9 protein-coding genes are annotated in these 13,786 nt (G+C 44.6%); 2 read left to right on the top strand and 7 right to left on the bottom strand.

What is annotated here, in order from left to right; genetic code table 11:
• Positions 1 to 47: 47 nt before the first annotated feature.
• The 4 genes from GVN20_RS26500 to GVN20_RS26485 all read right to left on the bottom strand — a co-directional run bounded on the left by GVN20_RS26500 (position 48) and on the right by GVN20_RS26485 (position 6,923).
• Positions 48 to 1,106 carry an alpha-hydroxy acid oxidase gene (locus GVN20_RS26500; protein ID WP_166561242.1) on the bottom strand — a complete coding sequence of 353 codons (1,059 nt, stop codon included), beginning with the start codon at positions 1,104 to 1,106 and terminating at the stop codon, positions 48 to 50.
• Complete coding sequence (locus tag GVN20_RS26495; RefSeq protein WP_166561241.1) at positions 1,103 to 2,590, bottom strand: serine hydrolase; 1,488 nt, start codon at positions 2,588 to 2,590, stop codon at positions 1,103 to 1,105. The genes GVN20_RS26500 and GVN20_RS26495 overlap by 4 nt, the downstream gene beginning before the upstream one ends.
• Before the next feature lie 113 nt (positions 2,591 to 2,703).
• Positions 2,704 to 4,893 carry a sensor histidine kinase gene (locus GVN20_RS26490; protein WP_166561240.1) on the bottom strand — a complete coding sequence of 730 codons (2,190 nt, stop codon included), beginning with the start codon at positions 4,891 to 4,893 and terminating at the stop codon, positions 2,704 to 2,706.
• 14 nt (positions 4,894 to 4,907) lie between these two features.
• Positions 4,908 to 6,923 carry a tetratricopeptide repeat protein gene (locus tag GVN20_RS26485; RefSeq protein WP_166561239.1) on the bottom strand — a complete coding sequence of 672 codons (2,016 nt, stop codon included), beginning with the start codon at positions 6,921 to 6,923 and terminating at the stop codon, positions 4,908 to 4,910.
• 98 nt (positions 6,924 to 7,021) lie between these two features.
• Here GVN20_RS26485 and GVN20_RS26480 point away from each other — a divergent pair, with 98 nt between their 5' ends.
• Positions 7,022 to 8,221: a hypothetical protein gene (locus GVN20_RS26480; protein WP_166561238.1), complete on the top strand. Its 1,200-nt coding sequence runs from the start codon at positions 7,022 to 7,024 to the stop codon at positions 8,219 to 8,221.
• A gap of 9 nt (positions 8,222 to 8,230) precedes the next feature.
• Positions 8,231 to 9,667 (top strand): C1 family peptidase, encoded by a 1,437-nt coding sequence (locus GVN20_RS26475; protein ID WP_166561237.1) that lies wholly within the window; start codon positions 8,231 to 8,233, stop codon positions 9,665 to 9,667.
• 4 nt (positions 9,668 to 9,671) lie between these two features.
• Here the strand turns inward: GVN20_RS26475 and GVN20_RS26470 are convergent, their stop codons facing one another.
• The 3 genes from GVN20_RS26470 to GVN20_RS26460 form a co-directional block, all read right to left on the bottom strand.
• Complete coding sequence (locus GVN20_RS26470; RefSeq protein ID WP_166561236.1) at positions 9,672 to 9,851, bottom strand: hypothetical protein; 180 nt, start codon at positions 9,849 to 9,851, stop codon at positions 9,672 to 9,674.
• A gap of 58 nt (positions 9,852 to 9,909) precedes the next feature.
• Entirely contained in the window at positions 9,910 to 13,605 is a 3,696-nt protein-coding gene (locus GVN20_RS30060) for a two-component regulator propeller domain-containing protein (RefSeq protein ID WP_166561235.1), read from the bottom strand.
• Between the two features lie 37 nt (positions 13,606 to 13,642).
• Positions 13,643 to 13,786, bottom strand: a 144-nt coding sequence (locus tag GVN20_RS26460; RefSeq protein WP_255455471.1) for an ATP-binding protein, incomplete at its 5' end; no start/stop codon positions are given.

Raw genomic sequence — 13,786 nt, 5'->3', positions numbered from 1 at the left:
TAACTAGTCACGAAAAGTCATAAATAAACAGCGACTTACCTCATCAGCTATTTCCATATCACCGAAGAATCAATCTCGGCAATCGTGGTTTTACCCGTGAGTGCCATCGCAAGTTCAAATTCATTTCGGAGTATTTCCAATACCTTCGTTACGCCTTCGGCCCCGCCGCAGGCCAGCCCGAAACAGATAGGTTTGCCCACCAATACCGCATTTGCGCCCAAAGCAATGGCTTTCAGTACATCGGTTCCGCGCCGTATGCCGCCATCCATCAATATCGGAATTCTTTTGTTTACTTTTTCGGCAATGCGCGGAAGCGCTTCGATGGTGGCGGGCACGGTGTCCAGATTTCGTCCGCTGTGGTTAGAGACGATAATACCCGATACTCCCGACTGAACCGCTTTTTTGGCGTCTTCGGGATTTAAAATCCCTTTGAGCAACACGGGGATTTTGGCGAAGGATTTCAGCCATTCAATGTCTTTCCACGTAAGGGATTTTGTGAGGGCAAAAGCATCTTGCATGTGGGGCGTATGTATACCATGAGGCAGGGCAAAATTGACTCTTTGCTGACGATTACGAGCACCCGCCACGGGCGTGTCTACCGTAATACAAAGCGCTCTACACCCTTGATATTCAGCTTCTTGAACAAGGTCTTTGGTAAAGTGTCGGTCGTCTCTGACGTACAACTGAAGCCACAGCGGTTGAGTCGCCACTTTTGCTATTTCTTCCAAAGGAGTAGTGGTAAATGAACTGACCACGTAAATGGCCTCCGCTGCCCCAGCACCCCGGGCGGTCGCCAGCTCCCCTTCGGGATGCATGATTTTGTGATAAGCAGTAGGGGCAATCAGTATTGGATGTGGCAAATCAAGCCCTAAAAGTGAAGTACTGGTATCTATTTGACTGACATCAACAAGTACCGTTGGATTGAGTTTTATCGCATCCAATGCCTGTCTGTTCCATCTGACCGTAAACTCGTCGGCGGCGCCGCTTGCTACGTATTCATAGGCCATATTGGCCATTTTACTCACTGCCAATTTTTCGAAATCAAACAGATTAACGATTTGTGAAATATCAATTTTATCCATTTCCAGTTCGTTTTCTTGGTTCATTTCTTTTTCTCAGGTACAGCTTCCATCAGTAATGAATATGCCTTGTTCAAGGCTACGCCTCCTGCCTGCGAGCCTTTGTAATGCCCCAGCCGAACAACCACCAAGTCGTGCGAGGGAACAATCGTAACCGATTGACCACCAGCCCCCAACATCATATAGGCATCTTTGGGAATTGGAAAACCGCCATCACCATTTATCCAAAACAGGCCACCATAAATCGGCCGCCCGTCGGCTACCCAAGGTTCGGCGAGGGTACTGACAAACTTTGTAAAACCTTCGGGCAAGATGCGTTCACCGTTCCAAACACCGTCCTGCAAATACAAATTTCCTAGCCTCGCCCAATCTCGTCCGGATGCAAACTCATAACCTTGGGTTAAGAAGTTACCGTAAGGGTCAGTTTCCATGACCATCGTCCGTACTCCGATTTTGTCAAACAAAGCCCGTTGCGGAAAGGTATGATACACTTCGCCCATTTTTTCTATTCCCAATCGATTCAAGTAGTTGGTCAGGACGGGGTCAGAGTTACGGTAGCGGCCTACGGTATTGGGTAGCCATTGTTGAGGCAAATTGGCCGCGTATTCAAACGAATTGACGGCTCCAGTGTACAAGTACAAATGGTCGGGATAACCCAATGCTGGATTGTAGTCGGGATCTTGTGGCGCACGGCAGTACAATCCACTGGACATGTGCATAATGTCCATGATTCGGATTTTAGCTCTTTCGTCGCCTTTGCCCTGCCATTGCGGAATAGGCGCGGGTTGGTCTAATTTATAAACCCCTTTACCAACTAAAATGCCCATAATTGTTGCGGAAAGGCTTTTACCCATCGACCAGCTTTCCAACGGGGTATCTTTGGTAATGCCTTCGCCATAACGTTCAGCGATGATGCGTCCCTTGTAAGTGACGACGAAAGCCGCCGTTTGGGCCACGGCGGGTTCAAAAGCCACCTTGACGGCTTGTTCCACTTTGGCCCTATCAATTTCCGAAGGCATTGGGTCAGTGGGCAACACATCCCCCATGGGCCACGGAGTCGTAGTGGCATTTGGTAGATTACGTACTACTTTTACAGGGCTGTATTTCAGAGAATTACTCCCTTCGGGCAAGGTTATGCAACCCTGGTCGCCCGTGTAAATAGCGGTTCGGGTAACCCCGTTGGGCAAAGTAATCGAAACTGATTTTTTATCATAATCAACGACGGGCTTGCCTACTTTGGCCCGTTCAGCGTAGGGACTTGTAAAATACCCCACATTTTCGGCGGCAAATTCGGGTTTCAGCCCCGTAATAAACACCGCAGAACACATGATTTTAGCGTAGCCCGACGTATGATGTGAAAGCGCATCGCCAGGGGGCGCTTTGTAAGTGGCGGTCTTCAATTCGAGTTGAGCGCCCCGCGCAATCATTTTATTACGTGCATCTTGGGCGTTGATAGTCAGGCCATTCAAAAGGAGAAAAGCCGAAAAGAAAAGAGGATAAATTCGGTTCATTTTGATATTTTGTTTAGGGTTTAAGAGTCGATTGGTTACCTAACCACAGGCCTAATTTCGTTCTTTTCACTGGCAAACTTTATCTCATTTTACTTACTTTTTTCTGGGGCATTTTAGATACTCGATGAAATCTTATTCAGCGTTGGCAAGACCATTATTACTTCCGTGAATTTTCCCTCTTCTGAATCAATTTTAATTTCGCCCTTGTGTATTTCTATGATGTCTTTGCTCATAAACAGGCCCAAACCTGTGCCTTTTGAGGTAGGTTTGGTGGTAAAAAAAGGATTACAAAGCCTTTCCAAATCACGCGGTGAAACACCCGTTCCATTGTCTTTAACTTTTAAAATAATGTCATCATTCACCAATTCCGTCGATATTTTGATCTGGGGACTAAAGGCTTTATCAGTCACGCTTCTGTCGGCAAGGGCATAAAATGAATTATCAATCAGTGCCACAATCACTTCCCCAAATTCGGGCGGCAGAATCTTGGTTTCGAGGGGTTGTTTTGCCAAGTCCAGGATTAGTTCCACCCTAAAATCGGGATAATTTACTTTTATTTCATCATAAACACATTTGGCTTCATTTTCGACAAACACATTGAGGTCAGTTTGCAAAAAGTCTTTTGATTTTTCTTTCAATAGCTTTTGCATGTCTTTTACAATTCTCGTTGTGGTAGTGCCATGCTCGTAAATTTTTATCACACTGCTTTTAATAAGGTCTACGACACTCAAAAACTCTTCTTTTATACTTTCTGGTACGGCGTCTTTGTGCTTTTCAAGCATTTCGTTGAGTTCATCCACCAAAAGGCTTGAGGATTCTGAGAAATTGTTGATATAGTTGAGCGGATTCAGAATACGGTCAACGATACCCTTCGTGAGTTGTCCAACCGAAGCCAACTTTTCCTGCCTGATGAGTTCTTCTTGGGTATTTTTAAGGTGATTTAAGGTTTTTTCGAGGTCTTCCTGCGAGGCTCTCAGCTCGGCCGTGCGTTGTTGTACCTGTTGTTCGAGCAGTATATTTTGGTTGGCGAGCAGTTGTTTTTTCTCTTCACTGACTTTGACGAGTTTGTTGGCCTGCTGTTGTATGTCAATCAACAATTCCTTCATCAACAGCGACACATACACCACCAAAGAAATCGGGAAAGAAATACGAACGCCCGTCAGCAACAGATTATAGTTGTACGGGGTGTCGTTATAATCAAAAAATGCCATTAATATCGCAAAACAACTTGCCACTATTACCCCAATAATAAGAGCCCGAGAAGCGCCTTTGATGTTGTCTCGCCCGAGTATAATGAGCGCTATGAAAATACAAAACTGTATCGGCAAATAATAATCAATCAACGTTCCGTCAAACACATATACATTTAGGAAACCTCCCAGAGCGTGTATTCCAATGATGACGACAGACCATCCTCGGGAGATTTTAATGCGTAAAGCCATCGACAGGGCAACAATCGCAAAACCGTTGCTTGTCCAGGCCGTCAGGCTCAATACCAGCGCATTAACCAATAATTCTTGGTGAGAAAGGCTAAAATTAAGTAAAAAACGCGCCAGCATTTCAACAGAAATCAGGGATTGAACAATGGCAATCAAGTGAATGATTTTCTTCTCGTACAGATTCAGAAAAGACAACAGCCAAAGCAGCAATGCAATCAATAAAGAGACAAACAACCAAGTGGCGGTGTAGACGGCATTATTCTCGGCCCGTTGATGCATCAGGGTTGTGTATTCAGCACCCGTAAGCGAGAGCATCTGTCCCGAGCGAGGCAATGAGGGCAACATCAGGGGTTGTAATTGCGAAGTTTCGTCCACGATATGAATCGCAATTAAATGCGCTTGCTGAGGTTGTAATTGTACTGGCACCGGCAGTACATAATACGGATTATGCTCTTCAAACGGCTTCCCATCGCGCCCTGTATTACCGTAAGAATGAATCAATTGTCCATCCAAATACACATCCATTGCCGCCCATGTTTCTTTAGACAAGCTGAGGGGAAAATGATAGAAAGTTGAATCCAACTTCACTCTGAGCCGAAACCAACCCTCCATCAACCCTGATGAATCGGCGTAGCGGGCAGGTATATCTGCTGGGCGAAAATGTTGCCAATCGGAAGTATTGAGGTCCTTTTTTGACCAATCGGCATTATTTCCTGAATTAAATACCCAGCCGTGCATGGAAGAAATAACCAGTCGCTCGTCTGGTGCAAACATTTTTTTGGACAAAACTACCGTAGTATCCTGCCCAAACCCCGAAAAACAAACAAGGTTGAAAAGTATGGCCCGAAGAATGCGTTTTATCATGTTATCGCTCGTGATTATTGTTGCTTGATAGGCAATTCCACCCTAAACGTCGTCCCCTCGCCCTCTACACTCTCACATTCAATCGTTCCGCCGTGGCCTTTCGTCACAATATCATACGCCAAACTCAGCCCCAAGCCCGTGCCTTCGCCCGTGGGTTTGGTCGTAAAAAAGGGTTGAAAGATTTTGGACTTGGTAGCTTCTGGCATCCCTATACCGTTGTCTTTAACTTTGATAACAATCTGATTATCAGTAACTTGAGTCAAAATTGTTACTTTCGGTTGGTAATTGAGCTCTCCATGTTTGACTCGTTGGTTTACGGCATAAAAGGCATTATTGATAAGATTCAACAGCACCCGCCCAATTTCTTGCGGAACAACTTCAACTTTTGGCAATTTTTCATCTACAATCAACTCATAATCAGCATTAAATCGGCTCTCCAAACCGTCTTTATCTTTTGCCCGCAAACCATGGTAACTCAATCTTAAATATTCATCGGCGAGTTGATTAATGTCGGTCAATTCGCGCGCTCCCGTTGATTGGCGGGAATGCTCCAACATCCCTTTCACAATACTTGATGCCCGTTTGCCGTGGTGGTTGATTTTCTCTTGATTTTGAGCGAGGTCATTCAATAAATCTTTTTCCAGCTCTTCATCCCGTTCTCCGTATACCTTTTTCCGTTCTTCCAATAACTCTGAAACCAAATCAACGCTCAATTCCGAGAAGTTATTAACGAAATTCAATGGGTTTTGAATCTCGTGGGCGATGCCTGCCGTGAGCTCTCCAAGGCTAGCGAGCTTTTCTTTTTGGATGAGTTGGGATTGAGTGGAGCGGAGTTGGGTAAGAGCTTCTTCGGCTTTGTTGCGTTGGAGGTTTATTTCGTCGCGCTGGTGTTGGAGCAAGGCATTCGCTTTTTGTTTGAGTCGGATGTTGCGATACAAAAGCAGCAACACTACAAAAAACACTACTAATACGCTCGCCATTACATATACTTTGACGCGGTTTTGATAGGCTTGTTCGGCTTGTTTGATTTCCTGTTGTCTGAGCTGTTCGTTAAATTCTACCTTCTGAAAGTTTTTCACTTTGTCGATGCTCAGAATACTATCTTTAGCCACCCACGCCATTTTGAGGTAGTCGAAAGCGCGGGCTTTGTTGATAGACTCATAGACTGACGATAACAAGTAACTGGCGTTCACCACCGTTGGAATAATATTGGCATCTTGAGCTAATTGTAAGGCATTTTGGGCATAAAAAATGGTCGAATCGCTACGGTTGAGTTTTCTAAAAATTTCGGCAATGTCTAAGTAAGTTTGGCTCAACGCCCGGTGATTTTCAGCGGTGATAGACTTCGGAATGCTGTTTTTGTAATAGCGCAGCGCTATTTCGTCTTTGCCCATGCGCTTGTAGATATTACCCAGGTTGACCAAGTTTACGTTGAGATCGCCGCCCTTGCCTTCTTTAGACATTTGGTAGGCTATTTGGGTGTAAAATAGCGCGGAATCCAATTGATTCAAGAAAGAGTAGTCCATGCCAATATTGGCCAAAGCGATATTTTTGAGATTATCGTCTTTCAGTTCTTCGGCAAGTTTTCTGGTTTTTTGGTAGTATTCAATGGCTTGAACATGATTTTTCTGTTCTGAATACAAAATACCGATGTTATTGTAGGTTCGGGCTAACGCATCTCTGTCTTGACTTTCTTGCGCCACTTTGATAGAAGCCAAGTGCGATTCCAGTGACTTGGTGTAGTTGCCCGAAATGCGTAAAATTGAGCCGATTCGATTCAAAACTCGTGCTTTACCCTTGTTATAATTACTCTGACTGGCCAGTTTTAGTCCTTCTTGTGCGTATTTCATGGCCTCTACGGGCTGCGAGTACATCAGGCTGCGCCCCAGTTGGTCGAGGATTAGCACTTTACTGGTATCTGCCATGGGCTGAGTGAGCATATTTTTGAGACTATCGGTAAGGCTATTATTCTGACCAACGGCACCAAAGTAAGACAACCACAGAGAGATGATGTAAGTTAAGTTTTTCATATAATAGAGTTGTTCAACAAAGGTATAAATGCGTCCGTATTTTGCTCAAAAAACTTGCCTGATTTGCTGAAAACCACTAACTTTCCCAAAAACCCAACATGAAAAACCTTTGCTTGATTCTTACGGGATTACTGATGAACGCCTGGGTGTATGGCCAAAAACTCCACGTGGTATTTGTCATCGAAAAAGAGGATATCAACTTCGGCCTGCTCAATCTACGCAACGAAGAACTAATGATGCAGATAATGGAAACGGTAAAATGGGGCTTGAATTACCCCATGCAAACCACCTACTTGTCGGGGGCGAAATTTACGGCGACGGCGGTCAAAAAAGCCATTGTCAACCTCAAAACCAACTCAAAAGACATTGTAGTAGTGTATTTTGCCGGTTTTGGCATAGGACAGCCTGAAGACAAAAGCCTTTTTGCCAACTGGAAACTGCGCGATACTCCCAAAATAGGGCTTTCAGTAGGGGAAGTGGAACGTTGGCTCATTGCCAAACAAAGGGCAAAAAAGCTACGTCTGGGCTTGATTTTGGCAGAATGTAGCGAGCAAAGTATCAAACAAAAAGAAAAAATAAGGGCCTCGATGGGGCTGAGGATTGATTTGAGGAGACCTGTTATCAGAAAACTATTTTTAGAAAACTGCGGCATTATCAAGATGGGTAGTTCGCTCCCTTACGAATCTTCATGGATTACTTCAGATGGACCGTCGCTGTTTACAAGTTCATTTCATCGCGCTTTTGAAGCAATGCTCACTCCCTCCGACTCGTCCGCGCTAAAAAGAACATCTTTCCAACAACTGCAGAGTCTTACTTCAATGTTTATGGGTCAGTATTTCTACGATATGGGAATAAGCCAAACGCCCGTTTTGGAGATTAAATCGTGCAAAGGTGCCGCCGCCAACGTAATCATCGGCCCCATACCCGACTCTTTGGTGTCCCAAACCACCGTGCTAAATGGATTACTCAATGGATTGAGCCAAAACAGAGACTCAGTACAACGCGCCCAAATCAGACGGAAAATTATGTCCTATTTTGCCCCAACTGCTACCGTATCTTTGAGTAGCTATTATCTAAACACCGCAATCCCCGAAGAAAAGACCTATCCACTGAAACAATACTTAGACGACATACACTTAGCCAAAAGAAATCCCAAGTACGAGATGATGATTCTTGACAAAGAATATTTGTTTATTGAAAAAATGGAAGTCAATGCCTCCAATCCAAGGGCGAAGTGGCCACTCGTCGAACAGGTGGCTATTGTCGAGTTTTGGGGAGAAATTAACCGGCCTAGATAAGCTAAATTTATGAAAAAAGTATTGCTCATTTTTTTCCTCTTCAGGTGGCCTGTTGGGGTGTTTGCGCAGGGTATGATGTTCAACGACAATACCTATCAGGGAATGCCTCAAAAACGCTCTGCACAGGCGGTACGTAGCTTACCTACCAGAATAGACCTATCTGTTTATGCCCCATCGGTGATGGACCAGGGCGAATTGGGCACCTGCGTGGGGGTGTCGGTAGGATATTACATGCGCACTATGCTGGAGGCCCAACGTAGAAGATTGACTAAAAAAATTGAGATTGATAAACTACGGTTTTCGCCGTCTTTTCTCTACAACAGCATCAAATCGCTTACTGACAATACCTGTATGCTGGGAGCCGACATTGCCGAGGCGTTGGAATATCTCAAACAAAACGGTTTACCCAAACTTTCTGAACAACCCTATCCTTATTGTGCCCCCAACAAGCCGATAGCGCTCAAAAACGATTCTAAAATTTTGGATTATGTCAAACTATTTGGCATCACCGACCGCGAAGAAAACGTAGTGGTTACCACTAAGAAAGCCCTTTCGGAGCTTTCCCCTGTTGTAGTAGGCATCCAAACTACCTCTTCCTTCAACGACTTATCGCTCAGAAATACCTTTTTCTCGCGCGGGATGGCATTTTTTGGGTCTTCAACAGCCCAGGCCCAAATCAGTCAGTGGAAACCTGCCACTAATGCTTCTACCACCCTGAGCTACGGCCACGCCCTGTGTGTGATAGGCTACGACGACAAAAAATTCGGTGGTGCATTCAGATTGGTCAATAGTTGGGGCGACTCTTGGGGCGAGAGCGGCTACTTCTGGATGACCTACGCCGACTACAAAAAGTATGTAAAGTATGGCTATCAGGCTTACATAGAACCACTCAATGTCGCACAAAATGCACTTTCAGTCGATTTGACAATTTCGGTGGGGACCTTTGTAACGGGCACCCAAGAAGAAGTAGTGCGCGCTAATGCCAACGCCAAACTCACAGCCTACACCTTCAAAAAACCGCAGCGGACGGGTACACCTTATAAATTTAGTGCCAACGTATCAAAGCAGACTTACGTCTATATGATAGCCGCCAATGCCACCGAAAACATCACCACCAAACTATTTCCCAACAATAATTTTAGCCCCCTCATCGGAACCAATACCAAGTTGGACTTACCCAGCGACGAACTTCTGACCCTCATCGACCCCAAAGGGACTGAGTATTGGTTATTTTTGTTTTCGGACAAAGCCATTGACATTGATGGCTACGTAAAGAAAATCAACGAAGCAAAAGGCCCATTTCCCGACCGTGTCATTGAAGCTTTTGGTGATGCGCTATTGCCTTACCAGCAAGTCAATTACAAAGAAAAGAAAATGGGCTTTTTCTTGAAAAATCAGCAACGAGGGCGTATTGTACCGCTGTTGGTGAGCATGAATCACATCTAATTTATTATTTTTTCTTGCGCGAGCCAAGTAAGTAACCAATGATAACACCAATCACTAAGCCAATACCAACCGACAGAATATCAATACCAGAGCTTGTCTTGGGAGCGGTATCGATAGGCACTTGGGCCGTTGCAAAAACACCGACAAATAACAAAAGAAGGGTGAAGGCAAGAGCGCTTTTCATTAGGTAAGAGAGGTTAAAAGGTTAAAAAATCAACCAAATATAACAGAAATGTATTATTTTAAACTATTGGTAACTTCACGATAAACGTCGTCCCCTCCCCCTCTACACTCTCTACCTCAATCGTTCCCCCATGCCCCTTCGTCACAATATCGTACGCCAAACTCAACCCCAAACCCGTGCCTTCACCCGTGGGTTTGGTGGTGAAGAAAGGCTGGAAGATTTTGGCTTTGGTGGCTTCAGGCATTCCTATGCCATTGTCTTTTACTTGGATGACAACTTGATTGTCAACAGCTTGGGTGCTGACAACAACTTTGGGCGAGTAATTAACGTCGGCAGCGACTGCGCCGCCATTGCTGACCAATCGGCGGTTTTGAACCACAGACGCGTCTGCGTTACCAACTTTGACGGCATAAAAAGCGTTGTTTATCAAATTCAACAACACCCGCCCGATTTCCTGTGGAACAACCTCGATTTTTGGCAAACTTTCATCTATAATCAACTCATAATCAGCATTAAATCTACTATCTTTAGCTCTTAATCCATGATAAGAAAGCCGCAAAGACTCATCTGCCAGTTTATTGATATCGGTAAGCTCTTTTATGCTCATACCTGCTCTTGAGTGTTCTAGCATTCCTTTCACAATACTGCTTGCACGTTTGCCGTGGTGGCTGATTTTTTGCTGGTTTTGGCTTAAATCTGTCACTAAATCCAAGATAGCGTCTTTATCTATTTCTGGCTTTTCTACTTCTTCTTTCAATTCTTGGGCAAGCTCAACGCTCATTTCCGAGAAGTTATTGACAAAGTTCAATGGATTCTGAATCTCGTGGGCAATACCTGCCGTAAGCTCGCCGAGGCTGGCCATTTTTTCCGATTGAATCAGTTGAGCTTGGGTAGATTTGAGTTTATTGAGAGAGTCTTCTAATTCACGGGTACGAATATTTACCTTGTGTTCCAACATTTGGTTTTTTTTCACTAACTGCCGTGAACGGAACACAATATAAGCTCTCAATCCACTTAAAAACAGTAAAGCGTAAATCAAATAAGCCCACCAAGTAGCCCACCACGGAGGCCGAATCGAGAAAGTGTACTGATACTCGTTGCTCCACTCGCCAACGCTGCTGAGTGCTTTTGCTTTGAAGGTGTACCTACCCGGCGAAAGGTTACTGTACGAAGCTCGGTTGCTACTGGAAAGACTACTCCAGCTCCGGTCGTTACCTTCCAAGAAGTATCGGTATTTTACTTTATCTGACTGATGCATCGTGATACCGATAAAATGAAAAGTCAGGTAGTTGTTATCATAAGGCAGGCTTAGACCTCCTGGCAATGCTTGCCATTTAATGGTACTATCTACCCGAATATCACCCACTTGTACACCATTTCCCAGCACTATGCTAGTATCTGGATTGTTGATAAGTGTGTTCCAATCTACGGGCTCATTATACAGCGAAATACCAGTGAGCCGAGTTTTGGGAGGGGCATTTTTTTTCACCTCTCTGCTTGTATAATACACCGTAACTCTGTCATTTGAGCAAGCCCAAATGTTGCCTGCTCGGTCGGCAATAATGGTATTTCCACTTTGACCTCCCATCCCCAAAAAACCATCACCATACCCAAAGCTTTTAAATAAGTTTAGGTTTTCATCAATGCCCAATGCATTGGGTGTTGTTTTTAAGTACGATTTTAGGGCTTTTTCTTTGGGTAATTTATTAAGACCGTTACGAGTCACAAACCACATATTGCCTTCGTGGTCTTCGGTAAGTGTGAGCGGGTATATTTCCGAAAGTCCTTCTTTGTGGGTAAAAGCCGTAAAATATTTCCCATCGTATCGGGCAGCGCCTTCTGAAGTACCAAACCATATATTGCCCGCTTTGTCTTCGTGGCTTGCCCAAACACTGTTGTGCGGCAATCCGTCTTTGGTGGTATAACAGGTAAATTGTTTGCCGTCGTATTTAGCGATTCCAGCGTCACTTGTCCCAATCCAGATGTTGCCGTGTCGGTCTTCGGTGAGGCTATTAGTAATGTTGGAAGGAAGTCCCTGTTTGGTGGTAAAAACAGTAATGCTCTTACCATCATATTTATAAACACCCGACCCATAATTAGCCATCCACAGATTGCCGTGCCTATCTTCCATTATATCCTGTATGGCGTTTCCTCTTTCGCTGTTTGGGTCTTTATAGTAGTAAAACTTCTTGCCGTCAAATTTTGCGAAGCCCCCGCCTCCATCGCCCAAACCTAGCCATATATTTCCCTGGCGGTCTTCGGCAATGGAGCGCACCGTTTGTGGTGAGGGTAAGCCTTTTATGGAAGTATAATGTGTAAAATGTTTACCATCATATTTGCACAGACCCGCTTGCGAGCCAAACCACATATTCCCTTTTTTATCCTCCAAAATGCTCCAGTTTCGGTTGAATAACAAGCCCTCCTTGTCCGTAAAGTGATTAAAAGGAATCCCGCTAAGTTTGGTCAAACTACCATAATTCCCAAACCAGATGTTGCCCGAACGGTCTTCCAGCATACATAATACTTCTCTATCAGGAAATCCTTCTTTCGGGCCATAGTGCGTAAACTGTTTCCCGTCGTACTTGACGACTCCCGCGCCTTCGGTACCTAACCAGACGTTGCCAGTCCGGTCTTCTAGCAAGGTGCTAATCGTATTATGACTTAATCCTTCTTTTTGGGTAAAATTGAAAAACTGTTTTCCATCGTATTTTATCAGGCCCGTGCTATCGGTTCCCATCCAGATGTTACCAGCTTTATCTTCCAACAAACACCGAATACCTTGGGCAGGTAGACCGTTTTGATAAGCATAATGGGAGAAACTTTGTCCGTCAAATTTATCAACACCCTTTTCAGTAGCTATCCAGAGGTTTCCGTGGCGGTCTTCAATAAGATGCCTGACCGTGTTGCCTGAAAGCCCCTGTTTGGTAGAGTACATCGCAAAATTTTTGCCGTCGTACCGACCTATCCCCCCTTTGGTGGTACCAAACCAAATCGTTCCTTTTCGGTCTTGCAACATGGTTCGGACGTGCCCCATTGGCGTATTTTTCTTATCTACGATGTACCTAAAATTTTGACCATCGTACTTAAACAAGCCCTCTTTTTCTGACCCAAACCACATATTGCCCGAGCTATCTTCAATCAAAGTCATGACTCGGTGGCCGTTGGTGGCGGGAATATTGGAAAAATGGGTAAAGTTTTGTCCGTCAAACCTGCTCAAACCGCCTCCCCTCATACCTATCCAAATATTACCAGCCTTGTCTTGAATCAAAGTATATACGGAGGGGTGCCGCAACCCTTGCAGTTTGGTGTAGTAGCTAAAATTAGCAGGATTTGGGTCTTTGATGGCCATATCTTTGGCTACTACCACTTCTCTCGGCCCTACTGTAATTTGGGTATCAATCGCCTCAGAAATAATAGGTAACGAGAATGAATCTTTTCCAGGTGTACAAATGGTGGGGGCGGTCAGGTTGAAGGGCTTTTTCGCAATTGCTGCATAAATATTGGTATTAGCTGGAATTGATTTTAGAGCCCCCACAGTTGTAATTTTAAAGTCAGCTGCCGTCACGGGGATTACTTTGGGTGGCGCTAGACTGTCAGCTGGGGTTTTATAACCCTTCGCCTCCACGACTAACAATTGATGAGACTCATTGCCTTTGTTTTCGGATTGACGACACGCGTACTGAGATAAGATTAATAAGCTAATACAAGACACCTTCAGGATACTGATAACAAGCAGAGATGTAGTGTTTTTCATACGAGATATGGGTAGATTTTCTTTGAATATCAATCGTTTATAGATTAGGCAATCGCATTATAAAAGTCGTCCCCTCCCCCTCCATACTCTCTACCTCAATCATTCCCCCATGCCCCTTCGTCACAATATCGTACGCCAAACTCAACCCCAAACCCGTGCCTTCACCCGTGGGTTTGGTGGT

Origin of the sequence: Runella sp. CRIBMP (assembly GCF_009905605.1) — a bacterium.
Taxonomy (GTDB): Bacteria; Bacteroidota; Bacteroidia; order Cytophagales; family Spirosomataceae; genus Runella.
The sequence above is the reverse complement of the archived record's forward strand: the minus strand, read 5'-3'. Positions and strand labels throughout refer to the sequence as shown.

What these genes read in the sequence shown, in the direction of transcription:
- GVN20_RS26490 (WP_166561240.1), bottom strand. Translation starts at nt 4,893, where the DNA reads ATGATAAAACGCATTCTTCGGGCCATACTTTTCAACCTTGTTTGTTTT.
- GVN20_RS26485 (WP_166561239.1), bottom strand. Translation starts at nt 6,923, where the DNA reads ATGAAAAACTTAACTTACATCATCTCTCTGTGGTTGTCTTACTTTGGT.
- GVN20_RS26475 (WP_166561237.1), top strand. Translation starts at nt 8,231, where the DNA reads ATGAAAAAAGTATTGCTCATTTTTTTCCTCTTCAGGTGGCCTGTTGGG.
- GVN20_RS26500 (WP_166561242.1), bottom strand. Translation starts at nt 1,106, where the DNA reads ATGAACCAAGAAAACGAACTGGAAATGGATAAAATTGATATTTCACAA.
- GVN20_RS26480 (WP_166561238.1), top strand. Translation starts at nt 7,022, where the DNA reads ATGAAAAACCTTTGCTTGATTCTTACGGGATTACTGATGAACGCCTGG.
- GVN20_RS26495 (WP_166561241.1), bottom strand. Translation starts at nt 2,590, where the DNA reads ATGAACCGAATTTATCCTCTTTTCTTTTCGGCTTTTCTCCTTTTGAAT.
- GVN20_RS30060 (WP_166561235.1), bottom strand. Translation starts at nt 13,605, where the DNA reads ATGAAAAACACTACATCTCTGCTTGTTATCAGTATCCTGAAGGTGTCT.
- GVN20_RS26470 (WP_166561236.1), bottom strand. Translation starts at nt 9,851, where the DNA reads ATGAAAAGCGCTCTTGCCTTCACCCTTCTTTTGTTATTTGTCGGTGTT.